24 protein-coding genes are annotated in these 24,477 nt (G+C 66.0%); 14 read left to right on the top strand and 10 right to left on the bottom strand.

What is annotated here, in order from left to right:
* The first annotated feature begins 27 nt into the window (after nucleotides 1-27).
* Nucleotides 28-465, top strand: a complete 438-nt coding sequence (locus tag A6F65_RS11605) for a VOC family protein (protein WP_067789022.1) — start codon at nucleotides 28-30, stop codon at nucleotides 463-465.
* 16 nt (nucleotides 466-481) lie between these two features.
* On the opposite strand, the gene nhaA is transcribed toward A6F65_RS11605, so the two are convergent.
* Complete coding sequence (gene nhaA / locus A6F65_RS11600; RefSeq protein ID WP_067790610.1) at nucleotides 482-1,690, bottom strand: Na+/H+ antiporter NhaA; 1,209 nt, start codon at nucleotides 1,688-1,690, stop codon at nucleotides 482-484.
* A gap of 109 nt (nucleotides 1,691-1,799) precedes the next feature.
* Here nhaA and A6F65_RS11595 point away from each other — a divergent pair, with 109 nt between their 5' ends.
* The 5 genes from A6F65_RS11595 (at nucleotide 1,800) to A6F65_RS11575 (ending at nucleotide 8,059) form a co-directional block, all read left to right on the top strand.
* Nucleotides 1,800-3,191, top strand: a complete 1,392-nt coding sequence (locus tag A6F65_RS11595; RefSeq protein WP_067789019.1) for a glycosyl transferase family protein — start codon at nucleotides 1,800-1,802, stop codon at nucleotides 3,189-3,191.
* Nucleotides 3,188-4,456 carry a hypothetical protein gene (locus tag A6F65_RS11590; protein WP_067789016.1) on the top strand — a complete coding sequence of 423 codons (1,269 nt, stop codon included), beginning with the start codon at nucleotides 3,188-3,190 and terminating at the stop codon, nucleotides 4,454-4,456. Before A6F65_RS11595 ends, A6F65_RS11590 begins: the two co-directional genes overlap by 4 nt.
* 103 nt (nucleotides 4,457-4,559) lie before the next feature.
* A complete protein-coding gene (locus A6F65_RS11585; RefSeq protein WP_067789012.1) occupies nucleotides 4,560-5,468 on the top strand; it encodes a sulfite exporter TauE/SafE family protein in 909 nt (302 codons plus the stop codon).
* Nucleotides 5,468-6,220: a TIGR02186 family protein gene (locus tag A6F65_RS11580; protein WP_067789009.1), complete on the top strand. Its 753-nt coding sequence runs from the start codon at nucleotides 5,468-5,470 to the stop codon at nucleotides 6,218-6,220. Before A6F65_RS11585 ends, A6F65_RS11580 begins: the two co-directional genes overlap by 1 nt.
* Before the next feature lie 87 nt (nucleotides 6,221-6,307).
* Nucleotides 6,308-8,059 carry an ATP-binding protein gene (locus A6F65_RS11575; protein WP_237164821.1) on the top strand — a complete coding sequence of 584 codons (1,752 nt, stop codon included), beginning with the start codon at nucleotides 6,308-6,310 and terminating at the stop codon, nucleotides 8,057-8,059.
* A 2-nt stretch (nucleotides 8,060-8,061) separates the two neighbouring features.
* Here the strand turns inward: A6F65_RS11575 and A6F65_RS11570 are convergent, their stop codons facing one another.
* The 4 genes from A6F65_RS11570 to A6F65_RS11555 are packed head-to-tail and all read right to left on the bottom strand — an operon-like array spanning nucleotide 8,062 to nucleotide 12,811.
* The gene (locus A6F65_RS11570; protein ID WP_157093132.1) at nucleotides 8,062-8,841 is read right to left on the bottom strand and encodes a hypothetical protein; all 780 of its coding nucleotides are present in this window, start codon (nucleotides 8,839-8,841) and stop codon (nucleotides 8,062-8,064) included.
* A gap of 22 nt (nucleotides 8,842-8,863) precedes the next feature.
* Nucleotides 8,864-9,610: a 7-carboxy-7-deazaguanine synthase QueE gene (locus A6F65_RS11565; protein ID WP_067789003.1), complete on the bottom strand. Its 747-nt coding sequence runs from the start codon at nucleotides 9,608-9,610 to the stop codon at nucleotides 8,864-8,866.
* On the bottom strand, nucleotides 9,610-10,095 hold the full coding sequence (locus A6F65_RS11560; RefSeq protein WP_067788998.1) for a DUF2262 domain-containing protein: 486 nt from the start codon (nucleotides 10,093-10,095) through the stop codon (nucleotides 9,610-9,612). The genes A6F65_RS11565 and A6F65_RS11560 overlap by 1 nt, the downstream gene beginning before the upstream one ends.
* Nucleotides 10,096-10,099: 4 nt before the next feature.
* Complete coding sequence (locus A6F65_RS11555) at nucleotides 10,100-12,811, bottom strand: valine--tRNA ligase (RefSeq protein ID WP_067790606.1); 2,712 nt, start codon at nucleotides 12,809-12,811, stop codon at nucleotides 10,100-10,102.
* A 110-nt stretch (nucleotides 12,812-12,921) separates the two neighbouring features.
* Between A6F65_RS11555 and A6F65_RS11550 the strand changes: the two genes are divergently transcribed.
* From A6F65_RS11550 to A6F65_RS11535, 4 genes are all read left to right on the top strand, one after another.
* A complete protein-coding gene (locus tag A6F65_RS11550) occupies nucleotides 12,922-14,037 on the top strand; it encodes an ABC transporter permease (protein WP_067788994.1) in 1,116 nt (371 codons plus the stop codon).
* A 65-nt stretch (nucleotides 14,038-14,102) separates the two neighbouring features.
* Nucleotides 14,103-14,951 carry an ABC transporter ATP-binding protein gene (locus tag A6F65_RS11545; RefSeq protein WP_067790603.1) on the top strand — a complete coding sequence of 283 codons (849 nt, stop codon included), beginning with the start codon at nucleotides 14,103-14,105 and terminating at the stop codon, nucleotides 14,949-14,951.
* A 10-nt stretch (nucleotides 14,952-14,961) separates the two neighbouring features.
* The gene (locus tag A6F65_RS11540) at nucleotides 14,962-15,900 is read left to right on the top strand and encodes an MlaD family protein (RefSeq protein ID WP_067788992.1); all 939 of its coding nucleotides are present in this window, start codon (nucleotides 14,962-14,964) and stop codon (nucleotides 15,898-15,900) included.
* Nucleotides 15,901-15,908: 8 nt separating this feature from the next.
* Nucleotides 15,909-16,508, top strand: coding sequence for an ABC-type transport auxiliary lipoprotein family protein (locus A6F65_RS11535; RefSeq protein ID WP_067788989.1), 600 nt, complete (start codon nucleotides 15,909-15,911; stop codon nucleotides 16,506-16,508).
* A gap of 7 nt (nucleotides 16,509-16,515) precedes the next feature.
* Here the strand turns inward: A6F65_RS11535 and A6F65_RS11530 are convergent, their stop codons facing one another.
* The 5 genes from A6F65_RS11530 to crcB are packed head-to-tail and all read right to left on the bottom strand — an operon-like array spanning nucleotide 16,516 to nucleotide 19,741.
* Nucleotides 16,516-17,211 carry an ATP12 family protein gene (locus tag A6F65_RS11530; protein ID WP_067788986.1) on the bottom strand — a complete coding sequence of 232 codons (696 nt, stop codon included), beginning with the start codon at nucleotides 17,209-17,211 and terminating at the stop codon, nucleotides 16,516-16,518.
* Nucleotides 17,208-17,459 carry a hypothetical protein gene (locus A6F65_RS12975; protein ID WP_157093131.1) on the bottom strand — a complete coding sequence of 84 codons (252 nt, stop codon included), beginning with the start codon at nucleotides 17,457-17,459 and terminating at the stop codon, nucleotides 17,208-17,210. Before A6F65_RS12975 ends, A6F65_RS11530 begins: the two co-directional genes overlap by 4 nt.
* Nucleotides 17,452-18,108, bottom strand: coding sequence for an HAD-IA family hydrolase (locus A6F65_RS11525; RefSeq protein ID WP_067788983.1), 657 nt, complete (start codon nucleotides 18,106-18,108; stop codon nucleotides 17,452-17,454). Before A6F65_RS11525 ends, A6F65_RS12975 begins: the two co-directional genes overlap by 8 nt.
* Entirely contained in the window at nucleotides 18,105-19,325 is a 1,221-nt protein-coding gene (locus A6F65_RS11520) for an RluA family pseudouridine synthase (protein WP_067788978.1), read from the bottom strand. Before A6F65_RS11520 ends, A6F65_RS11525 begins: the two co-directional genes overlap by 4 nt.
* The gene (crcB, locus tag A6F65_RS12970; protein ID WP_067788975.1) at nucleotides 19,325-19,741 is read right to left on the bottom strand and encodes a fluoride efflux transporter CrcB; all 417 of its coding nucleotides are present in this window, start codon (nucleotides 19,739-19,741) and stop codon (nucleotides 19,325-19,327) included. The genes A6F65_RS11520 and crcB overlap by 1 nt, the downstream gene beginning before the upstream one ends.
* A gap of 221 nt (nucleotides 19,742-19,962) precedes the next feature.
* Between crcB and rpsU the strand changes: the two genes are divergently transcribed.
* The 4 genes from rpsU to A6F65_RS11495 all read left to right on the top strand — a co-directional run bounded on the left by rpsU (nucleotide 19,963) and on the right by A6F65_RS11495 (nucleotide 24,463).
* Nucleotides 19,963-20,169 carry a 30S ribosomal protein S21 gene (gene rpsU / locus A6F65_RS11510; RefSeq protein WP_067788969.1) on the top strand — a complete coding sequence of 69 codons (207 nt, stop codon included), beginning with the start codon at nucleotides 19,963-19,965 and terminating at the stop codon, nucleotides 20,167-20,169.
* Nucleotides 20,170-20,286: 117 nt separating this feature from the next.
* Nucleotides 20,287-20,892, top strand: coding sequence for an FKBP-type peptidyl-prolyl cis-trans isomerase (locus A6F65_RS11505; RefSeq protein ID WP_067788964.1), 606 nt, complete (start codon nucleotides 20,287-20,289; stop codon nucleotides 20,890-20,892).
* Between the two features lie 23 nt (nucleotides 20,893-20,915).
* On the top strand, nucleotides 20,916-22,649 hold the full coding sequence (locus A6F65_RS11500) for a DUF4153 domain-containing protein (RefSeq protein WP_067788961.1): 1,734 nt from the start codon (nucleotides 20,916-20,918) through the stop codon (nucleotides 22,647-22,649).
* A 44-nt stretch (nucleotides 22,650-22,693) separates the two neighbouring features.
* Entirely contained in the window at nucleotides 22,694-24,463 is a 1,770-nt protein-coding gene (locus A6F65_RS11495; protein WP_067788958.1) for a patatin-like phospholipase family protein, read from the top strand.
* Nucleotides 24,464-24,477 lie beyond the last annotated feature (14 nt).

Below are 24,477 nucleotides of genomic sequence, written 5' to 3'. Positions count from 1 at the left end.
ACAAGCTTGCGAAGGACACAGCGCGCCATGACCCGTTACCTGCACACCATGATCCGCACCGCCGATCCGGAGGCGACCGTCCGCTTCTTCGAGCTGATCGGTCTGCAGGAAGTCCGCCGCAAGGACAGCGAGCAGGGGCGCTTCACGCTGATCTTCCTGGCCGCGCCGGGCCAGGAGGACGTTGCCGAGGTGGAGCTGACTTATAACTGGCCGCCGGAAGACGGCAGCGCGCCGGAAGAATATGCCGGCGGTCGCAATTTCGGCCACCTGGCTTACCGCGTGGATGATATTTACGAGACTTGCCAGCGCTTGATGGACGCGGGCGTGACCATCAACCGCCCCCCGCGTGACGGGCACATGGCATTCGTGAAGGCGCCGGACGGCATTTCCATCGAATTGCTGCAGGACGGTTATCTGGAACCGCGCGAACCGTGGGCCAGCATGGAAAATACCGGCAGCTGGTGATCTGACGCGCGGCGGATCAGCCCGCCGAATCGATCCGCGTGTCTTCCGGGTGCGTGGTGGTCAGGCGCAGCACGACATAGCCCATGACCGCGCTGATGAGCGAGCCGAGCAGGATGCCGATCTTCGCTTCTTCCACCAGCAGCGGGTAGCGCGGGAAGGCCAAGCCGCTGATGAACAGCGACATGGTGAAGCCGATACCGCACAGGATCGTGACGCCCCACATTTCCATCCAGCTGCAGCCCGGCGGCTTTTTTGCGAAGCCCACCTTGTCCGCGATCACGACGGAGGTGAAGATGCCCACCTGCTTGCCGATGACGAGGCCTGCGGCGACTGCCAGCGGCAATGGATCGAGCAGCGCCTTCAGCCCCAGCTCGCGCACGTCCACCCCGGCATTGGCGAAGCCGAAGACGGGCACCACCAGATAGGCGTTCCAGCCCACCAGCGCATGCTCCACATTCTCCAGCATCGATCGTCCGTCGCGCCGCTTCATCGGGATAGTCAGGGCCGCGGCTACCCCGGCGATGGTGGCATGCACGCCCGAGAACAGGACGCAGATCCACAGCACCAGTGAGACGGCAATGAAGGGCAGCGTGCGGCTGACCCTGAACTTGTTCATGCCGATCAGCACACCCAGCACCGCCAGCGATGCCACGAGCCAGAACAGCTTGATGTTGGGAGTATAGGCCAGGGCGATAATGGCGACCGCGCCGATATCGTCCACGATGGCAACCGTCAGCAGGAACAGGCGCAGCGGCGAGGGGACGCGCGTGCCCAGCAGGCCGACCACGCCCATGGCAAAGGCGATATCGGTGGCAGCTGGGATGGCCCAGCCGGATGTCAGCTCGGTCTCACCCGACACGATCGCCAGGAACACGGCGGCGGGCACGGCCATGCCTGCGGCTGCGGCAAGGATCGGCAGGCGCCGCGCGGCCGGGTCGGCAAGGTTGCCGGAAATCAGCTCGCGCTTCACTTCCAGCCCGACGACGAAGAAGAAGATCGCCATCAACCCGTCGTTGATCCACAGGTGCAGCGTGTCGAGCTTGGGGATCGGCGTCCAGGGCAGCTTGCCGTGGAACAGCGCGTGATATTCGTGGCTGAGCGCGGAATTGGCGACAATCATCGCCGCCGCGGCGACAACGATCAGCAGGATGCCGGCAAAAGCATCGCTGACAAACAACGCCCGGAACGGGCGCACGGCGGCGCGAAAGAAACTGGTCTGGGCCATGCGCCGCTCCATTTAGGAAATCGCCGCCGGTTTCAACCCGCCAGTGAAGCAGCGTTGCCTTTTTCCCGAGACTCGGTAGCTTCGCTTAAGGGAAATTTCGAGGGGGCGCATGCAGGACTTGGCGGTCGCAGTGATGCAGGGGCTTGCCCTTGCCGAACGGGAATTGCTGCTGTTCGCAGGGATTTTCTTTATCATCGGCGCGCTGGACGAGCTGGCTATCGACATCAGCTGGGCGTGGTTGTGGCTGCGCGGACCCGCCCGCACCCGCTCGGTGGACCGTGCCTCTGCCGAGAAAGCCGCGCTGAAGGGGCATGCGGCGGTGTTCATCCCGGCGTGGTCAGAAGCGCAGGTCATCGGCACCACCATCGCGCATCTGCTGAAGGCATGGCCGCAGGCGGAGCTGCGCCTATTCGTGGGCGTCTATGCCAATGATCCCGCCACGTTGGAGGCCGCGCTTGAGAAAGCCTCGGGCGATCCGCGCCTGCGCCTTGTGGTGCTGGATAATGCGGGCCCCACCAGCAAGGCGGATTGCTTGAACCGGCTTTACGCCGCGATGCAGGCGGAGCAGGCGCGCCATGCGATCACCTTCCGGCAGGTGCTGCTGCATGATGCCGAAGACATGGTGGACCCGGCGGTGCTGGCCCTGATCGACCGCGCGCTGGAGACGGCGGATTTCGTCCAGATCCCGGTCCAGCCCCTGCCACAGAGGGCCTCGCGCTGGATTGGCAGCCATTATTGCGAGGAATTTGCCGAGGCGCATGCCAAGGCGATGGTTGTGCGCGATGCCTTTGGCGCTGCGCTACCCGCCGCCGGTGTCGGCTGCGCCTTTACCGGCAGTGTGCTCGCCCGGCTGGCCAAGGCCTCCGAAGCCGGACCTTTCGACCAGGACAGCCTGACGGAAGATTACGAACTTGGCCTGCGAGTGCGCGATCTGGGCGGGACGGGGCGCTTCCTGCGGCTGCGCGGTGACGACGGCGAACTGGTGGCGACGCGCGCCTATTTCCCCGCTGCGCTGCCCGACGCCGTGCGGCAGAAGGCGCGCTGGGTACACGGCATTGCCCTGCAGGGCTGGGACCGGATGGGCTGGGGCCGCGGCCCGCTGGAAAGCTGGATGCGCATGCGCGACCGGCGCGGGCCCATGGTCGCGCTCGTCCTTTTCCTGGCATACCTGCTGGTCGCCGTTGCGGGCCTGGCGAGCGTCCTGCGCAGTGCTGGCTATGCTCCCGGATGGGAGCCGACCACGGCCATGTGGTGGCTGCTGGCAATCAATGTGGCGATGTTCGGCTGGCGCGCGCTGATGCGCTTTGCCTTTACCGCCCGCGAATATGGCGCGTTTGAAGGGCTGCGCGCCGTGCTGCGGCTGCCGGTGGCAAATATCATCGCGATCATGGCGGGTCGCAGGGCGGTATTCGCCTATGCCCGCACCCTGCGCGGCGGACCGCCGCTGTGGGAGAAGACGCACCACCCGCTGCATCCCGCCATGGAGGCGAAGCCGCGATGAGCGCGCAGGACACGACACGCCGCGGGAAGCCGCTGGTCGTTCTCGCGACCCTGACCCTGTGCTGGGTTGGCGTGCGCGCGCTGACATGGGAGGGGATCCCACTTCCGCAGGACATGGCGGAGATGCCCGCGACCATGACCTTTGCCGATATGAGCCGGTCGAGCCCGGCAGACGTGGCAATCGAGACAGCCCCGCATGCAGCGCAGCCGGCCGAGGTTGCTGCGCAGGTGGCGGGAACGGAACCGCCGCTTCCGCGCGAACAGAAGCCACTGCCGGTCTCCACAGCACCGACCGCCACTGCGTTTGCGCCTGCAGAGCGATGGACGATGGACGTCCCTGCTTCGCCCACGATGCCTATTGTCCAGCCGCACAAGCATGATCCGGCAACGATGACGCCGCAATCGCGCGAGCCGATGCAGCCGCGCGTGGCGGCAGGCCATACGATGATGCTGGCGGCCGCGTTCTCGCAATCGACCCTGCCGCCCGAACTGCTCGCCTTTCTCGCCCCCGGATCGCTGCTGGGCGCGCCCGAACCCGCAGCACGGCAGGGCGGTTTTGCGAGCGCAAGCGCCGCCGATGTGCCGCTGATCGCCCGGACGCAATTGGCCAGCCGAAAGCGCTGGTCCGTCGATGCATGGGCGTTCTGGCGGCAGGATACGACCACGCCGATCACCTCCGGCCGCGCGTCCTATGGCCGCAGCCAGGCGGGGGCGGTCATCCGCTATCGCCCGTTCCCCGGCAGCCGCTGGCAGCCTGCCATCCATTTGCGCGGCAGCTGGGCGCTGGACGGCGCGCGCGAACGCGAGGCGGCGTTGGGCGTGTCCGCCCGGCCCGTTCCCGGAGTGCCCGTGGCTCTCGCCGCCGAGGGCCGCCTGTTCGATGGACCCGCCGGGACGGAGCTTCGCCCCGCCGCATTCGCCGTCACGCAATTGCCTGCAGCAGACCTGCCACTGGGCCTGCGCGGCGAGGCCTATGCCGCCGGCGGTTATGTCGGCGGGCGCGAGGCGACGCCGTTCCTGGACGGACAGGCGCGCCTGGAGGCCAAGGTGTTCGACCTGGCCGACCGTGCGAAGCTGCGCGTGGGTGCGGGCACCTGGGGCGGGGCGCAAAGCGGCGTGGAGCGGCTCGATGTCGGGCCCACCGCCAGCGTTCAGTTCCGGATCGGCCCGGTGCAGGGCAGGGCAAGCGCGGATTATCGCCTGCGGGTTGCGGGCGACGTGGAACCCTCCTCCGGCCCCGCGCTGACCATCTCCGCCGGCTTCTGAGCGAACCGCCCGGCTGACGCGGCGGGGTCACAGGCCGCCAGCAAAGCGCGCGGCGCCGCGCCAAGCATCTTCAATCCCGCGCGCCAATGCGTTAGGCGGGAGCATGGACGTCTACCTCCCCATCGCGAACCTTGCGGTAAACGGGCTGTATATCGTCCTGCTGGGAGCCTTCACCGGCATCCTGTCCGGCATTTTCGGCGTGGGCGGGGGGTTCCTCACCACGCCGCTGCTGATCTTCTACGGCGTCCCGCCGACCGTCGCCGCGGCCAGCGCCGCGACGCAGGTGACGGGCGCCAGCGTCTCGGGTGTGTTTGCGCACAAGGAGCGCGGCGGGGTCGATTTCCAGATGGGCACCGTGCTGGTGGTGGGCGGCATATTCGGGGCGATACTGGGGGCCGGCCTATTCAGCGCGCTGCAGGCCATCGGCCAGATCGATACGGTCATCAACGTGCTTTACGTCGCGCTGCTCGGCACCATCGGCGGCCTGATGGCGCGCGAAAGCCTGCAGGCGATGGGCAAGGTGAAGGGCAGCAGCCGCGCCGCACGGCGCAGGCATCACCCGGCAGTGGCCAATTTGCCGTTCAAATGGCGCTTCTATCGCAGCGGGCTCTACATCTCGCCGCTCGCGCCCCTGCTGCTGGGCGTGATCGTGGGCATCCTGACCATGCTGATGGGGGTGGGCGGCGGGTTCATCCTGATCCCGGCCATGCTCTACATCCTTGGCATGAGCGCGAATGTCGTTGTCGGCACCAGCCTGTTCAACATCCTGTTCGTCACCATCGCAACCACCATGACGCATGCCATGACGACCAAGGCGGTCGATATCGTGCTGGCGGTGCTGCTGCTGTTCGGATCGGTCACCGGGGCGCAGATCGGCACCAAGATCGCCCTTGTCGCGAAGCCGGAAATCCTGCGCCTGCTGCTGGCCGTGCTGGTGCTGTCCATCGCCATCATCCTGTTCTTCCGCCTGACCGTGGTGCCAAGCGAGATCTATTCGGTGGTGGGGCTGTGATGCGCCTTGCCTTCCTGCTGCTGGCCTTCTTCAGCCTGACCGCCCAGCGAGAGCCCATCCTGGTGCCCGAGATCAGCGAGCACGAGGTGCGCGTGCGGCAGGGCTTCGTAGGCACGGAGCTGCTGCTGTTCGGCGCGATACTGGAGCCGGATGGCCGCCGCGCGGGCACGAATTACGATATCGTCGTGGTGCTGAAAGGGCCGACCCAGGCCATCAAGCTGCGCGAGAAGGACCGTGTCGCCGGCATCTGGGTCAACGCGCAGAGCACCGATTTCCAGTCTGCGCCTTCCTATTTCGCCGTCGCCTCTTCAAAGCCGGTGGGTGAGATCGTGGATGAGCGCACCGCCGCGATTTACGAGCTGGGGCTGGAGCATCTGCAGCTCTCGCCATCGGGCGCGATCGACCCGGAAGAGCAGGCGCGCTTCACCGCTGGCCTTGTGGACCTGCGGCAGCGCAGCGGGCTTTATCGCAACGATCCCGGCGGCGTGACGATCAGCGAAGGCGTGCTTTACCAGGCGCGCATCCCGCTCCCATCCAACGTGGTGACAGGGACTTACACCGCCGAAACCTTCGCCATCACGCAGGGGCGCGTCATCGCCTCTGCCACGACCGAGGTCGTGGTCAGCAAGACCGGTTTCGAGGGGCGCGTGTTCGAATTCTCGCAGGACTGGCCCTTTGTCTACGGGGCCTTTGCCGTGCTGCTGTCCATCATGATGGGCTGGATGGCCGGGCGGGTATTCCGACTGGTCTAGGAGGCCCGTGGTCGGGGTTGACCCGATCTTAACCAGCAAAAGCCTATCGGTATCGCAGACCAATAACGGGATTGCGGGACCAGAATCATGACCGATATGCCTCCTCGGCAGCAGTTTTCCGACCAGCAGGGCAGCGCGAATGCGCAGGCCCAACCACAGGCCCATCCGCAAGCTGCGCCCCAATCCGCCCCCCAACGTCCGCCCCAGGCCGCCCCGCAGGCAGCTGCGCAGCCGTCCGAATGTGCCAGCCAGCCCATCGGCGTCGTGCTGGAAATTGCCGGCTCGGGCTCCATGATTGCGCTGGATTTGCAGCGCCTGACCGAATGCGCCGATGATTGCGACCCGTCCGTGGCACTGGCCGGGCAGGTCGGCAGCCAGGTGAAGATCAAGACTGCCGACGGCTGGCTGCTCGCCAGCGTGCGCGACCAGAAGCAGGACCGCCGCAGCGAAGGCATCCTGGCCAGCATCGATTTCATGGGTGAGGGCACGGAAGAGAAGCTGACCGGCAAGATCAGCGGTTTCCGCCGCGGTGTGACCCGCTATCCCATACCCGGCGCGCTGATCTATCCTGCCACCACGCCCGACCTGAAGCAGATCTATGCCAGTGACGGGCGCAGCGCGATCCAGATCGGCACGGTGTATCCGACCGACGACATCCGCGCCGGCGTCTATATCGATGCCATGCTGGGCAAGCACTTCGCGCTGCTCGGCTCCACCGGTACGGGTAAGTCCACCAGCGCGGCGCTGATCCTGCACCGCATCTGCCAGGCCGCGCCCAAGGGCCACATCGTGATGGTCGACCCGCACGGCGAATATTCCGCCGCGTTCAAGAACACCGGCACGATCTTCGACGTATCCAACCTGCAGATGCCGTATTGGCTGCTGAATTTCGAGGAACACTGCGAGGTGATCCTGACCAGCCAGGGCAACGACCGGCAGGCCGATGCTGACATCCTGGCCAAGTGCCTGCTGAAAGCACGGGGCAAGAACCGTCTGGCCGAGCAGCTGGGCAAGATCACCGTCGATTCGCCCATTCCCTACCTTCTCAGCGACCTTTCTACCGCGATCGCGGACGAGATGGGCAAGCTGGACAAGGCGACCAACACCGCGCCCTTCATGCGCCTGAAGACCAAGCTGGAAGAGCTGAAGGGTGATCCGCGCTACCAGTTCATGTTCTCCGGCATGCTGGTGGGCGACACGATGGCGGAGTTCATCTCCAAGATCTTCCGCATGCCCAGCGACGGCAAGCCGATCTCCATCATCGATGTGTCAGGCGTGCCTTCGGACATCACTTCCACCGTGGTGGCTGTGCTCAGCCGCATGGTATTCGATTTCGCCATCTGGGGCCGCGAGGAAAAGACCGCGCCGATCCTGCTCGTGTGCGAAGAAGCCCACCGCTACGTGCCGTGCGAGAAGAATGCAGATGGCTCGTCGGTCGGCCGCATCCTCAGCCGTATCGCCAAGGAAGGCCGGAAATACGGCATCAGCCTGGGCCTGATCACACAGCGTCCGTCCGACCTTGCCGAAGGCGTGCTGTCGCAGTGCGGCACGATCATTTCGATGCGTCTCAACAACGACCGCGACCAGGCCTTCGTTAAGGCCGCCATGCCCGAAGGCGCGCGCGGCTTCCTCGATTCCATCCCGGCGCTGCGCAACCGCGAATGCATCATCTGCGGCGAGGGTGTGGCCATCCCCATCCGCGTCAGCTTCGACAACCTCGAAGAGAGCAAGCGCCCGGCATCCGAGGATCCCAGCTTTACCGACCTGTGGAACCAGTCCGGCGGCGAAGAAGACGCCGTGCTGCGCACCGTCCAGAGGTGGCGCGCGCAGGGGAAATGAGCCTAGCGTGCCGGAGTCAGGAAGGTCGCGACCAGCAGGGCGCGCCGGCCTGCGGTCTGTTGCTCTATGCCCTTGACCAAGTGAATGGCGCCTTCGCAGCGCTGGATGTCGTCCAGCGCCTCAGCCGCCCCCGAGTCGGACAGGAACATCGACACCTGCAATTCGGACGCGCCGCGCACCCGCATAGTCTCGCCCAGCGCCGCAAGGTCTGCAGGCGTCGTCTTGAAACGCAATTGCTGGTCCGCGCGGCCCGCAGCCATGGCCTTCACCTTGGATGCGGCGCTCTGGCCGATCAGCTGCAGCACGCTGTCGGGCAGCGGATCGTCCACCTGCATCCGCCCCATGATGTAATCGCTGCAAAGTACGGGATCCTGCGCCAGCAGCCCGTCCAGCAGCGTGCCCTCGTGCTGCAGGACGACTGACAGGGCCTCGTCGGGCGCAGCAGCGAAGTCGTTGGGATGGCGCGCCATGAAACGGGCCAGCTCACTGCTGCCAGCGTCGGCAACCGCCTCGCCAGATTGCTGACCCATCGCGGCTTCCGCCATGTTTTCCAGCATCGCCTCGTATTCTTCCGGGAAATGCGTTTCGATTGCCTGGATGATTGCCAGATCGCCCGGGCGCGATTTCATGGCAGCCTCGATCTCGTTTTCGACCTGCTTGGTGGGATTGAAGAACTCTTCCACCCCGCCCGCCATCACCATGCGGACGATCAGGCCGCAAACGATCAGGCCGATGATAACGCCGATCAATTGCGATGGCGATGTCCTCGATGCGAAACTCATGCTTTCATACCCCCACGTCCAATTACGTCCCCCGCGTATCGCCAAATAGGTGGATATGCGCTCGGTCGGTGACTTGCAGGCCGTACTCGGCCGCCAGTGGCTCTATCCAGTCCATGCGGGCGCTAAGCGCCGCGCTGTCTGTGCCTTCGGGCATCAGATATGTGCGCTCTTTGGGCAGGGCGTATAGGTCCGACAGTGCGAGCACTTCGGCCACGTCATCCGGCTGCGCCACGACGAACTTGAAGAAGGCGCGCGGGTCCACCGCGTAGGCGCGCAGGCGTTCCGGCAGCAGGGCGAGTTCCGGCGCATTGCCGCTGTGGGCCAGTTTCGGGCTGACATTGTACTGCGTGACGCGGACGTCGAGTGCGGGCGGGGCGGTGGTGGTGCCGTTGGTCTCGATCTCCACCTCGACGTCAGGCAGGTGCTGCAGCATCCGGGCCAAAGCCGCGCCCTGCAGCAAAGGCTCGCCACCGGTGATGACGAGGCGCTTGCGGCCTGTTGCCGCCACCAGCCGCGCGGCTTCGGCCTCGTCCAGCTTCACCTGGTTGGCCGCGCGGGCGAATGTCTCGCCGCTGCGGTGCGGGCGCCTGAACTTTTTGGCGTCGCCTTCCCAGTGCCAGGTATAGGCCGTGTCGCACCACACGCAGGCCAGGTTGCAGCGCGAGAGACGGATGAACGCCACCTCCGCACCGCAGCTCGGGCCTTCGCCCTGTATGCTGGCAAAAATCTCCGGGTCGCCGGGCGTGATCGTGGCAAGGGTGAGGGCCATCAGCCTTCCATGGTTGCTTCTTCGATGCCGCCCTGGAGAGTGCCGAAGGCGACCACAGCGTGCTCTCCGAAAATCTCGTCATCATCGAAATAGAAAGACACAGAACCGCCCTCTCCGGTGCAGATTGACTGCAGGATCAGACGGTCGGCGAATTGATTTTCTGTCAGATGCTGGTGCGCGCCGGGATCAAACCAGTTTTCGGCCCAGAGTGGATAGCAGTCCCGGATGATGGTTGCGCGTGTTTCCTGGTTCCAGCGCTCCGTATCCTGCAACAGTGCATCCATCGTATCGAAGCTGTCTTCGATGACAACGCCGCCAAGCGAATCCGGAGCGAAGAAGACGGAGCGCCCGTCCCATTCCACTTTGACATGCTCATGGATGCCGGTCCCGTCATCCGCAAAATGCCCGTAGCGTGGATGCGTGTAAGGAACCGCCCTTGGCAGGCTGCGTGACAGCCCCAAGCCTTCGAGGATGCGGCGCAGCACTGGATTAACCCAGCCGCGCCAGCGCCGCTTCCAGACGGGCCACTTCCGCCTCGTGATGGGCGTGATCGGCGCGGGCCTTTTCCACGGCTTCGGGCTTGGCGCGTTCGACGAAATTGGCATTGCTTAGTCGCCCGGCGAGGCTGGCCGCTTCCTTGCGGCTGAGCGCCATGGCCTTGGTAAGCCGTTCACGCTCCGCATCCACGTCGATCACGCCGTCCAGCGGGACGATGAACACGTCCTCACCCGCCGTCACCTGCATGGCCGCGCCTGCGGGTGCATCGGCGAAGTGGACGGGCGTCAGGCGCGCAAGCCGCTCGATGGCGGCGCTGCTGCGCTCCACCACGGATTTCGCAAGGTCGGACGGGGCGGGGCAATAGGCTGCCAGCTTTGCGCCGGGGGAAATGCCAAGCTCGTTGCGGGCAGCACGCGTGGCGGTGGTGAGCGCGATGACCCAGTCGATCGCCGCCACGGCCTGCTGCGAGACCTCGGCGCGAGGCTCCGGCCATTTCGCCACGATCAGCTCGTAGGAACGCTCGCCCTGTGCATGCCACAGCTCTTCGGTCACGAAGGGCATGAAGGGGTGCAGCATGACCAGGATCTGGTCGAGCGCCCATCCGGCAACGGCGCGCGTTTCGACCGCGGCATCGCTGTCCGCATCGCCGTTCAGCACCGGCTTGATCAGTTCCAGGTACCAGTCGCAGAACCGGTCCCACACGAAGTGATAGATGGTGTTGGCCGCCGCATCGAAGCGCAGGTCGGCCAGCGCCTTTTCCAAACCCTCCACCGTCTGCTGGACTTCGCCGATGATCCACTGGTTGGCGGCCAGCCTTGCTGCCGGGGCCTTCAGCGTGTTGGAGGCGCCGATACCGTTGGACTGGCAGAAGCGCGCCGCGTTCCACAGCTTGGTGGCGAAGTTGCGATAGCCCTCCACCCGGCGCTCATCCATCTTGATGTCGCGGCCCTGGCTTTCCATCGCCGCCATGAAGAAACGCAGCGCATCCGCGCCATATTTGTCCACCAGGCCGAGCGGATCGACCACATTGCCCTTGGACTTGGACATCTTCTGCCCGTCCGGCGCGCGCACCAGCCCGTGCAGGTACAGCCGCGGCCAGGGGTTCTGGCCCGTCAGATGGCGGCCCATCATCATCATGCGCGCATCCCAGAAGAACAGGATGTCGAATCCGCTGATCAGCAGGTCATTGGGATAGTGTTTCCGGACAAGATCCGTCTCGTCCGGCCAGCCGAGCGTGGCGAAAGGCCACAGGGCGGAGGAGAACCATGTATCCAGCACGTCCTCGTCGCGCGTCAGGGCAACGCCGTCACCGGCCAGCGCCTGCGCTTCTTCCTCGGTCTCCGCCACGAAGACCTCACCGCCAGGGCCATACCAGGCCGGGATGCGGTGGCCCCACCAGAGCTGGCGGCTGACGCACCAAGGTTGGATGTTCTCCATCCAGTTGAAGAAGGTCTTCTCCCAGGTCGCGGGGACGATCTCGATATCCCCGTCGCGCACGGCCTGCATCGGGGCTTTGGCGAGTTCTGCGGCATTCACATACCACTGGTCGGTCAGCCACGGTTCGATCACCACGCCGCCGCGGTCGCCATAGGGGGTCTGGATGGTGCGCGGCTCGAAATCCGCTTCCACTTCCTCGCCGTCTTTATCCTTGGTGACATGCGGCACCAGGAAGCCGTCCTGCTTCATGCGCTCCACCACCAGGTCGCGCGCGGCGAAACGGTCCAGTCCCACGAATTCGGCGGGGATCAGCCCGTCGGCCACCTGCACCACGGCAGCATCGGCATCGAACATGTTGAGCATGTCGCCCGCCGCGATGCCGGCACGCTTGCCCACGTCGAAGTCGTTGAAGTCATGGCCCGGCGTGATTTTCACCGCGCCGCTGCCCAGTTCCGGATCGGCATGCTCGTCCGCCACCACCTTCACGCGGCGGCAGGTGATGGGTAGCAGGATGTCCTTGCCGATCACGCTGGCATAGCGCTCGTCGGTCGGGTGCACGGCCACGGCCATGTCGGCCAGCATGGTTTCGGGGCGCGTCGTCGCAACCTCGATATGGCCCTCGCCGCTATCCAGCGTGACGCCATCGGCAAGCGGATAGCGGAAGCGCCAGAAGCCGCCCTTGGTCTCGCGCGTTTCCACTTCCAGGTCGGAAATGGCGGTCTTCAGCGCCGGGTCCCAGTTCACCAGCCGCTTGTCGCGGTAGATCAGGCCATCGCGGTGCAGCTGCACGAAGGTCTTCAGCACGGCGCGCGTGAAGTGATCGTCCATCGTGAACTGTTCGCGGCTCCAGTCCATCGAACAGCCCAGGCGGCGCAGCTGGCGGGTGATGTTGCCGCCGGATTCCTCTTTCCAATCCCAGACTTTCTCCACGAACTGCTCGCGCGAGAAATCGGTGCGCTTCTCGCCCCGCTCGCCCATCTGGCGTTCCACTACCATCTGCGTGGCGATGCCGGCATGGTCCGTGCCCACCACCCACAGCGCATCCTTGCCGCGCATCCGCTCGTACCGGATCACGATATCCTGCAGCGTGTTGTCCAGCGCGTGCCCGATGTGAAGGTTGCCCGTCACATTCGGCGGCGGGTTCACGATCGTATAGGGCTGCGCATCGCTGCGCTCGGGCCGGAAAAGGCCGGTTTCTTCCCAATGGGAATACCAGCGCGCCTCGATATTGGCGAAGTCGAATGTCTTGGGGAGTTCGGTGCTCATGTCGCGGGCAGCCTTGCCAGCGCGCCGCGGCCTGCGCAACACGCTATTGCCCCGGCAAATGCGGGGCAGCGCGCTTGCCAGCGGGCGGATTTGCCAGCATAGCCAACAGCATGCGGGACTGGGCCAGCTATGAATTGCAGGATGGCGGTAACGGGGGTGGCAATACGCTGGTCCTGAAGGGCCCCATGCTGGTGTCCACCATCGGCGTGCTGGACCCGCAATTGCGCCAGCTGGACGCGGATGTTTCGCGCATCGACCTCTCCTCCGTGCGGGAAATCGACACCGTCGGCGCGTGGCTGGTGCTGCGCTTCTGCCGCCGCAACGATTGCGCCGTGGAAGGGGCAAGCGACGAGGCCAAGGTCCTGCTGGAGGCGATCGGTGAAACCGCCACCGATGTCGATGTAAAGCCGCCTCGCGACAACCTCCTCGTCCGCGTCCCGGAAGGGGTGGGCGAAACGGTGATGGGCTTCGCCAAGGGCGCGAAGCAGATGGTCAGCTTCCTGGGCGCATTGCTGTTCGCCATCGGGCGGATGATCCGCCGGCCGAAGCGGTTTCCCGGCAAGGCGCTGGTCCGCCAGCTGGAACTGGTGGGCGTCAGCTCGCTGGGCATCATCGGGCTCATGAGCTTTCTGATCGGCATCGTGGTGGCGCAGCAGGGCGCTGCGCAGCTGCGGCAGTTCGGCGCGGAAATCTACACCATCAACCTGACAGGGCGGCTGGTGCTGCGCGAACTTGGCGTGCTGATGACGGCGATCATGGTGGCGGGCCGGTCCGGCTCCGCATTCGCCGCGCAGATCGGCACGATGCAGCTGACGGAGGAGGTGGACGCCATGCGCACCATCGGCGTCTCTCCCACCGAGAAGCTGATCTTCCCGCGTGTCATGGCAGCGGTGATCATGATGCCGCTGCTGGGCTTCTTCTCATCGGTCGTGGCCATCGTCGGCGGGGCCTTTGTGGCTGACCTGACGCTCGGCATACCCTTCCTGAACTTCCTGCAGCGCATCCAGGAAGTGGTCCCGCCCTACGATCTGTGGGTGGGCCTGATAAAGGCACCCGTCTTTGGCCTGATCGTGGCCATGACCGGCTGTTACCAGGGCATGCAGGTGAAGGGGAATGCCGAGGATGTCGGCCTTCGCACCACCAAGGCAGTGGTGTTCGGCATCTTCATGGTGATCGTGCTCGATGCTTTCTTCGCGGTCTTCTTCACGGAGATCGGCTGGGCATGAGCACGATGGATCCGGAAGACCTGGAAGACCTGATCGAGGACATCGAGTCCGAGACGAATGAGGAAATGCACGACCGGTTCGTAGGGGAATACCCGATCCGGATTTCGGGCCTGACCAATCGCTTCGGAACGCAGACCGTGCATGACGACCTTGCGCTGGACGTGCGGCGGGGGGAAATCCTGGGCGTGGTGGGCGGATCGGGCACGGGCAAGTCCGTGCTGATGCGGAGCATCATCGGCCTTCAGCGTCCGCAGGAAGGCTGCATCGAGGTGTTCGGGCGCGACATCATCGCCGCCGAACCGGACGAGGAAATCGGCGTGCGCAGCCGCTGGGGCGTGCTGTTCCAGGGCGGTGCGCTGTTCTCCACCCTGACCGTGGGCGAGAACGTGATGGTCCCGCTCAAGCAGTTCTATCCCGAACTCTCGCCGGAACTGATGCGAGAGATTGCCCGCTACAAGGTGCAGCTCTCCGGCCTGCCGGAAGAGGCGGTGAACAAATATCCCAGCGAGCTGTCCGGCGGCATGAAGAAGCGCGCCGGCCTGGCCCGCGCGCTGGCGCTGGACCCGGAACTGCTGTTCCTGGACGAACCGACCGCCGGGCTCGACCCCATCGGCGCTGCCAAGTTCGATGAACTGACGCGCGAAATGGCGGACACGATGGGGCTGACGGTGTTCCTGATCACGCATGACCTGGATTCGCTTTACGCCATCTGCGACCGCGTGGCGGTGCTGGCGGACAGGCAGGTGATCGCAGTCGGCACGATCCCCGAACTGCTGGAAATGGACCACCCGTGGATCCAGGAGTATTTCAACGGACCGCGCAGCCGGGCCGCGATGGACAGCCATTCGCGGGCAAATCCACGGGCAGATGCGGCGGACACCGGCATAGACAGCACCCGGGCTGGCGGGGCATAGGGGCAAGGCAATGGAAACACGGGCCAATCATCTCTGGGTCGGGGTCGTCACCCTGCTGCTGCTGGCGGGCCTCGCCGCGGCGATCGTCTGGATCGTCGGCTGGGGCGCGCAGGACCGAAAGGAATACGACATCTTCTTCCCGCAGGCCGTGGAAGGCCTTGCCACCGGCAGCCAAGTGACTTTCGCCGGCGTTCCCGTGGGCAAGGTGGAGCGGATGAACCTGTGGGAGAAGGACCCGCAATTCGTGCAGGTCCGCATCAGCGTGCAGCCGAACGTGCCGATCCTGCAAGGCACCACCGCCACCGTGCTGGGCAGTTTTACGGGCGTTTCCACCATACAGCTGGACGGCGCCCGAGCTGGAGCGCCCGCGATCGTGGCGATGGGCCGTGACGGAGTGCCGGAAATCCGGCCCAAGGCAGGCGGTATCGGCGCGATCCTGGCAGGCGCGCCGCAACTGCTGGACAGCCTGACGACACTGACGGACCGGCTGACGAATTTCCTCTCGCCGCAGAACCAGCGTTCGCTGGAAGGCGTGCTGGCCAACGCCGACCGCACGCTGGGCGAAGTGGCGGACAGCGGGCCGCAGATGCGCGAGACGCTGGCACAGCTGGAAGCGACGCTGGCGCAGGCCGAAGGCGCGCTGGCCCAGTTCGAAGGCACGCTGGGTTCGGCGGACAATCTGCTTAACCAGGAAGGCCCCGCGCTGGCGGCGGAGCTGCGCACCACGCTGGCCTCCGCACGGCAGGCCGCGGGCGAGCTGGAGAAGACGTTGAGCGAGGCGCAGCCCGCGATGCAGGAATTCCGCACTTCCACACTGCCTGCGCTGGAGGCGACCATGGTTGACCTGCGCCGCACCAGTTCCGCCCTGCGCAATCTGACCGAAAAGGCTGACGAGCAGGGTATCGGCGGCCTGGTCGGCTCCCCGCCGCTGCCGGATTACGAACCTTGAGGACGATTATGGCCCATCCCATTCGCTTTCCTGCAATCCGCGGCGCTGCGATGGCGCTGGCGCTGCTCGGCCTCTCGGGCTGCATCAGCTTCGGCGAGGATCCGCCCGAAAGCCTGCTGACCCTGACGCCGGACCGGCTGGCAGCGGAAGGCACGGGCTCGCAAGGTGACTTGCAGAATGCCCTGTCGGTCGTACCCTTCGACACGCCGCAGCGCCTGAACGTGACGCGGGTACCGGTCTATGTGACGGACAGCTCGCTGGCGTACCTGCAGGATGCCATCTGGGTGGAAAAGCCCGCGCGCCTGTTCCAGCGGCTGATCAGCGAAACGATCCGCAGCAAGGGCACGCGCATGATCGTGGACGGCGATCTTGGCTACACCGCCGGGACGAAGCTGTCGGGCACGCTGTCCGAAATGGGTTATGACGCCGATACCGGCACGGTGACGGTGCGTTTCGATGCTACGCTGCGCGCGCAGGACGGTACGGTGACAACCCGCCGTTTCGAAGCAAGCGAGACCGGTATCGCCCCCCTTGCCGGCCCGGTGGGCGACGCGCTGAACCGCGCGGCCAACAAGGTGGCGGACGAAGTGGCGGAATGGGTCGGCTGATAGCGGCCTAGCGCTGCGCCAGCGAGGCGAAGCGCACAGCCTGCCTGAACGCGCCCAGCCGCGCTGCCCGTGCAGCTTCGGCCTCGGCATCCTTGCCCCACAGCTCTGCCTGCCAGTCTTCCTCCGCATTGGCGGCGGCGAACAGCGCATCGGCATCCGCGCCCGCATCCAGCGCGGCCAGCCCTGTCACCAGCGATGCGGCCATCGGCACGGTGGTTTCCAGCGAAGCCAGCTCCCACTGCGAGTATCGCTTCAGCTCCGTCTCAAGCGCGGTCATTGTCGCGGCGGGCTGGGCGGAATGGATGATCCCGCTCACGCGTTCGAAGCGGCAGTCCAGCCGCGCCTCGCAGGCCTGCAGCAGCGGCTCCCACAGCTCTTCCTGCCGGGCCAAATGCGCGCTGCCGGGATCGGCGCGGTAACACAGCGTGTCGGTCTGGGCGTAGGGCAGCAGGCGAGCGATGCTGGCATCGCGGTCCTGCCCGACACAGTCGATGGCGTAATCGGCCAGGTCGCGAAGCACGAAACCGTGCGGGTCCACCACCTCACCCTGATCGCGCCATTCCTGCGCCAGCGCCTCTGCCAGCGCCTGCGTGGGCAGCAGCAGCGCGTGGCCGCCCTGCGTTTTCAGGACCCGCTCGTCCAGCGCCAACTGCCAGCAGCCCTCGGACTGCCGGACAGTCACGTCCTTCCAGAAGCGCTTCATGCCTTCGGGCTGCGCCAGCGGCGCGCCAGCATGCGCGGGATCACGATGAACAATGCGCCGCCTGCCAGCACCAGCAGCAGCGGAACCGCGATGTCCATGCCTGCCGCCTGACGCAGGTAAATGCCAGTCAGGATCGCCGCGATGCCCACAAGCCGCACCGCCTGCATCGTGAAATAACGCCGCTTCGCCAGTGCCGCTGCGGTTTCGTAAGCCGGGGTTGGCCGGGGGGCGTTGTCTGGATCAGCCAAGGATCAGCTCCTGCAAATGGGCGCTGTCGCGGGCCACGGCTTCGGCCCCGGCGGACAGCAGTTCTTCCGGCGCGTGATAGCCCCAGGCCACCCCGATGGCGCGCACGCCTGCATGCCGGGCCATCATGATATCATAGGTGGTGTCGCCGATCATCACCGTGGCGGCGGGCGCGGCGGCCTCGTCCTCCATGCATGCCTCCAGCATGGCGGGGTATGGTTTCGACGGGTGGCGGCTGGCGGTGTGGAGGCTGGTGAAATGGCCCGACAGGCGGTGCGTTGCCAGCGTGGCCTCCAGTCCGCGATCGGACTTGCCGGTTGCCACCGCCAGCGCCCAGCCATGCGCCTTCAGCGCCTCCACCAACTCGCGGATCCCGGGATAAAGCGGCTCGCGCAAAGACCCGTCCATCCGCGCCTCGCGAAACGCGGTCTTGTAAGCCTCCACCACATCGCCGCGTTGCGCAGATGGCAGGTCCGGGGCGAGCTTCATCACCGCCTGCGGCAGGCTGAGGCCGACGATCCGCCGCACGGCGTGACTATCGGGCTGCGGCACACCGGCCGCGTCGAAAGCGCGGGCCATGGCGGTACAGACCGCCGCCTGCCCGTCCACCAGAGTGCCGTCGCAATCGAATACGGCAAGGCGCGTGGTCACCGGCGCGGACCCCTGGCTCCGGCGCCCTTCGCCGGGCCGCCCTTCGCCGGGCCTCGAGAGGTTTTGGGCGCAGGGCCCTTTCGCTTCGCGCCGGGGGCGGACTTTTTGCCCAGCTTGCCGCGCGGGGGCTTGTCCTTCTTCACCTCGCCGCGCTGCTTGCGCTCGCCGCGGCGTTCCTTGCGGACCTGCTTGGCGTGGCGCTTGGCCGCCTGCTTCTTTTCCGCAGGGGTGCGGGCCGGGCGGCCGAATTCGAGCGGCTCGGCATCGGAGCGGGAGGGGTCGAAACCCAGCTGCTCCATGCTCGCGGCAAAGTGTTCCGGCAGATTGGCGATCTCGTCCAGCGTCTCGCCGCCGGGCGCCTCGATCACCAGCCGCCGGGCGTGCAGGTGCATCTTGCGGCTGATGCTGCCGGTCAGGAAGGCATCCTGTCCGCCATATTTCCCGTCTCCCACGATTGGGTGGCCGATGGCGGTCATGTGGACGCGCAGCTGGTGCGTGCGCCCGGTCAGCGGCATCATCTCCACCCATGCGGCGCGGTTGCCGGCGCGTTCGATCACGCGGTAGCGCGTCACGGCGCGCTGGCCGTTTTCGTGGTCGACATGCATCTTCTCGCCGCCCGTGCCGGGCTGCTTGGCCAGCGGCGCCTCGATCGTGCCCTCCATCACGTCCGGCACGCCGGTGATCAGGGCCCAGTAGACCTTCTTCGCATCGCGGGTGGAGAAGCGCTTGGAAAAGAACGCCGCGCTGCCGGGACTGCGGGCGACCAGCAGCAGGCCGGACGTGTCCTTGTCCAGCCGGTGGACCAGCCGCGGGCGGGGATCTTCCGCATCGGCATAGGCGTCCAGCAGCCCGTCGATATGGCGCGATGTCTTCGTGCCGCCCTGCGTGGCCAGGCCCGGCGGCTTGTTCAGCACCAGCGCGGCCTTCGTGCGGCTGATCAGGATCTCGCGCGCCAGTTCGCGGTCTTCGTCCGAAAGCTCGCGCACCCGGCGCGGGCCGCGCGGTGCGTCGCCTGCGGGCGGCACACGCAGGACCTGGCCTGCCTCCAGCCGGGCGTCGGGCTTCACACGCTTGCCATCCACGCGCAGCTGCCCGGTGCGGGCCCACTTGCCCACCATGCCGAAGCCTATCTGCGGCAGGTGCCGCTTGAACCAGCGGTCCACCCGGATGCCGTCATCGTCCTGTTCGACGGTGAATTGCCTGACCTCGTCCGCCATCAGTTGAACAGCCGCACGAAGTTGAGGCCGACGAACAGCCCGACAATGCCCAGCGCGACGGACAGCATCACGTAAAGCGCGGCGAACAGGAAATTGCCCCGCTCTATCAGCAGGACCATTTCCAGGCTGAAGGCGGAAAAGGTGGTGAAGCCGCCCAGCAGGCCCACGCCCACGAACAGGCGCAGCTGCTCGCTCCATTGTGCCTCGCCCCCGTTCTTGACCAGCACGCCGGCCAGCACGCCCATCAGCAGGCTGCCGATGGTGTTGGCCGCCAGCGTGGCGAAGGGAAAGGCGGTGACGGCGTCAGGGCCAAGCCACTGCGTCATCACGCGGCCCAGTTGGTAACGCAGCACGGCGCCGATCGCGCCGCCAAGCGCCACGTTCATGCTGGCCGTTATGGGGGAGGGGGTGTCCATGCATCCGCCCTTAAAGGGGCGGGGCCCCGCGTGGAAGGGTAAAGGCGCGCAAATCCTTGCATCGCATCGCTGTTTCGCATACATGGCGCGCTGTGAAGGGCCGGTCCGGAACGGATTCGGCGCTTTTTTCGTTTGTTTACCGGCTGGTGCAACCCGCGCCGATCTCTCGCGGGCTCTGACCGCTCTTGCCGGACGCTGAAAGGATTAGGTGGCTTAAGTTTATGCAGATCATGGTTCGCGATAACAATGTCGAGCAGGCCCTGCGCGCGCTCAAGAAGAAGCTGCAGCGCGAGGGGGTGTATCGCGAAATGAAGCTGCGCCGCCATTACGAAAAGCCGTCCGAGAAGCGCGCCCGTGAAAAGGCTGCTGCTGTACGCCGCGCCCGCAAGATGGAGCGCAAGCGGATGGAGCGTGACGGTATCAAGTGATTCGCTTGAACCTTTCGCAACGATAAGCCAAAGGGGCGCGGGGGACATTCCTTCGCGCCCCTTTGCTTTTTCCCCCCGGCGCATCCCTGTGCCGCCAGTTTTCAGGATCCGTTTTCCATGGCCGAAGTCACCCGCGTACCCTTGCAGCCCATCGAAAAGGGCTCGCTCGCAAAACTGTGGCTCGGCGTGCTGCTGGTCGTGCTGGTTTCGGCCGGGATCGCCTGGGCCGTGGCGCCCAAGGGCGTGTCGGTGGACACGATCACGGCTGGCGAAGGTGCCAGCCCGACGGCGGAAGACGTGGTCTTCATCAAATATGTCGGCAAGCTGGAAGACGGCAGCGAATTCGACCGCGGCGAGAAGCTGCCGATCCCGACCGGCGGCCTGCTGCCGGAAGAGGGCGTTCCGCTTCCGCTGGAAGGCATGATCCCCGGCTTCGTGGAATGCGTCACCCAGATGCAGAAGGGCGGCACGTATGAGTGCACGATCCCGTCCGACCTCGCGTATGGCGCCGAAGGCAGCACCAATCCGCAGACCGGCGAAGTGGCCATCCCGCCCAATTCCGACCTGACGTTCGAAGTGACGCTGGTGGACTTCATGCCGATGGCCGATTTCCAGCAGCGCGTGATGGCCCTGCAGCAGATGATGGCCCCGCCTGAGGGCGCTGAAGGCGCAGAAGGCGCACCGGCTGGCGGCGCGGCGCCGGAGGCTCCGGCCACCGAATAAGGACCACTTCTGGGAGGGCGCACATGACCGACGCAGGCGAAACCGAAACACTGGACGCTGCGGCGGGCGATGCGCCCTACGCCAATGACTGGAGCCTGCGGCCCTGGTTGCTGGCAGGCCTGCTGGCCATTGCCGGGCTGCTGATTCACCTGCTGACGGATGGTGCAGGCAGCGAAACGCCGCTGCGCGTGGCGCTGGCCACATTCACCTTCTTCACGGCCATTGGCGCCGCCTTCACCCTGGACGAGGACGACCTGGTCGCGCCCGCCATCTTCGCTCTGGTTATTGGCCTCGTCATGGCTGGCCTCAGCTACCACGCGGTGGACCAGGGCGACCGCGTGGCGGACGAGGAATATGCCGTGGCCGCGGGCGTGTTCTTCAGCCTGCTGGCCCTGCCGCTGTTCCAGGCAGGCTTCCACCGCCTGCGCTTCCGCACGGATTACAAGGCGACTCACTGGCACGTGTGGAGCGATGCCATCACGGCAGCCGGCGCGCTGGCCTTTACCGGCCTGTCCTGGCTGGTGCTGTACCTGCTGGCATCGCTGTTCGACCTGATCGGGATCGACTTCCTCGAACTGCTGACGCGGGAAGGCTGGTTCGGCTGGATGTTCAGCGGCGCGGCCTTCGGGGCAGCGCTGGGCGTGCTGCGCAACCAGTTGAGCATCATCGGGACATTGCAGGGCGTCGTGATGCTGGTGCTCAGCCTGCTGGCCGTGCCTTTTGCGCTCGCCATGATCGCCTTCAGCGCCGCCTTCCTGCTCAGTGGCGGGCAGGCGCTGTGGGATGCCACGGATTCCGCCACGCCGCTGCTGCTGGCCTGCGCGGTTGGCAGCTTCGTGCTGGCCAATGCCGTCATCCGGGACGACGATGCCGCGCGCAGCAGCAATGCGGTGATGCAGGCCAGCGCGGTCATCCTGTCGCTGGCAATCTTCCCGCTTTCCGTCTTCGCCGCTATTTCCATGGGCATTCGCGTGGACCAGCACGGTCTTGCGCCGGAACGGATCTGGGCGCTGGTCGCCATCGCGGTCGCTACGGCTTATGGCCTCGCCTATTGGGTTGGCATCGCGCGCGGGCGGATGGCCGGGTGGAGCGGCCAGCTGCGCGGCGCCAATTTCAACCTCGCCGTGGGCGCCAGCGCGCTGGCGCTGTTCCTCGCCCTGCCGATCCTGAACTTCGGCAGCATCGCGACCGCCAACCAGATTTCGCGGCTGCAATCGGGCGCTGTCTCGGTGGAGGAGTTCGATTTTACCGCCTTGCGCTGGGACTTCGGCGCGGCGGGGCGGCGCGGTCTGGAGCGCCTCAAGGCTGAAGGCGGCGAGATTGCCACGCTGGCGCAGGAAGCGCTGGACCAGGATGAGAGGCCATGGGGCCGCCTGCGCAACCGGCGCGCGGCGGAGGATATCGACCTGCGCATGCAGCCGGAAAACCCGCAGCTGCGCGCCAAGGTGATCGAGCGCGTGCGATATAACCGCTGGCAGTGCGAGGAATTCTGCGTCGGCCTCGACCTGGGCGTCGGGGAGGATGGCAAGCAGCGCGTCGCCGTCATATCCGGCAGCAATTACGAAATCATGCGTTTCGATCCTTCGGGCGATGCCGAAATAGAGGCCGAGCTCGCCGTGGAAGAGACGGCCATCGAAGTGGAGGGCGGTGCGCGCGGTGGCTCTGTCACGCGCGATTCCACGGTCGAAATCCGCGACGTGCAGAAGCGCTATATCTTCGTCGACGGGAAGCCGCTCGGGCGGCCGCTGCCGGACTGACGGTCACAACCGCGCGAATGACAGAATACCGAAGGGGGCAATCGGTGAGCGAATCCAGTCTGAAGCATTTTTCCCTGTTCGAAGGCGTGCCGCATGATGCGCTCTCTGCGCTGGAAACCGCGGCCCAGCCGCGCGACCTTTCCGGCGGGGACCGGCTGATAGAGCGCGGCAATGACGCGACCACGCTGCAATTCGTCCTCAGCGGCCGCCTGCGCGTGGCCAATGCGGCCGGCGTCACCGTGGCGCATATCGAAGCGGGCGAAGTGGTGGGCGAGCTCGCCTTCTTCGCGGATGGCAAGCGCACAGCGGATGTCTTCGCCATGCGCGACACGCAGGTGCTGGAAATCACGCGCGAGGATTTCGAGCGGATCAGCGCCGATCACCCTGCGCTGACCCATGTGATGCTGCGCCTCGTCTCGCAGCGGCTGGTCGCGGCCACGGCGCGCAGCGGTGCGGTGGTCAAGACCGTGCCGCGCGTCATCGCCGTGCTGCCTGCCGGGGACAGCAAAATGCCGGATGGGCTGCTGGACCGCCTGGCCGATGCCATCCGCAAGGCCGAACCGTCTGGTCCGGGCGTCGCGACCATGGCCAGCGAAGGCAGCGCGCCGGGCGATTACCTCGGCTGGCTGGCGGAGCGCGAGCACGAGGGTGCTTATGTCCTCGCCGATGCCTCGGGCGCAGAGGAATGGGGCCGTGCGGTGTGCCGCAATGCCGATGCGCTGCTGATGGTGGCGACCCCGCATGCCGCCTCCCCGCAGCCCAGCGCGCTGGAGACGGCGGCGATGGACTGGATCGAACCGGAAGACCGCACGCTGTTGCTGCTACGCGATGCGGCCTCGGTGGAGATCACGGGTTCGCGCGCATGGATCGATGCACGGGCTGCGAAACTCCACCACCACGTGGCGCTGGACCGGGACGAAGATTTTGCAAAGGTCGGCCGCTTCCTGACCGGCAATGCCGTGGGCCTGGTGCTGGCGGGCGGCGGCGCACTGGGTGCGGCGCATCTTGGCGTGATCAAGGGCCTGCAGGAAGCCGGCATTCCCTATGATTTCATCGGCGGGACCAGCGCGGGCGCGGCAATGGGCGGTGCCATCGCGCAGGGCCTGAGCGTGGCCGAAGTGCTCGACCAGATGGAGGCGATGTTCATCGAGGCCAAGGCCATGAAGCGCCTGACCATCCCGGTCCACGCGCTGCTGGACCACCGGACCTTCGATCACGAGCTTTCCACACGCTACGGGAGCAAGGACATCGCGGACCAGCCGCATTTATTCTTTGGCATATCGACCAACCTTTCCACCAATTCGCTGCACATCCACCGCTCCGGCCCGCTGTGGGAATGCGTGCGCGCGTCCGGATCGCTGCCCACGATCCTGCCGCCCTTCATCGATGCCGATGGCAATATCCTGGTGGATGGCGGCGTGCTGGACAATATCCCGGTGCGCGTGATACGCCAGCTGAAGACCGGGCCCAACATCATCGCCGCGCTGGGCGATCCCACGGCGGAATGGCGCGTGGATGCGGAATATTCCGACGTGCGCGGGCCAGGGGCCCTGCTGCGCGACCTGCTGCTGCGCCGCAAGCCGGAGAAGAAGATCCCCTCCATCGTGGAGACCATGTCCAATTCGATGGTGGTGGCCAGCCGGATGCTGGTGAAGGAGATGGATTCGCCCGACGATGCCGTGCTGGAAATCCCCCTGATCCCCGGCATGGGTATCATGGACTGGGACCAGGGGCGCGAGCTTGCCGAAATGGCCCGCCTGCATGTGCTGCAGCAGGCGCAGGGAGAAGGCCCGCTCACCCGTTTCGTCGCTTGATGGCGCGCGCCGCT

Origin of the sequence: Paraurantiacibacter namhicola (assembly GCF_001687545.1) — a bacterium.
Classification (GTDB): domain Bacteria; phylum Pseudomonadota; class Alphaproteobacteria; order Sphingomonadales; family Sphingomonadaceae; genus Paraurantiacibacter; species Paraurantiacibacter namhicola.
The sequence above is the reverse complement of the archived record's forward strand: the minus strand, read 5'-3'. Positions and strand labels throughout refer to the sequence as shown.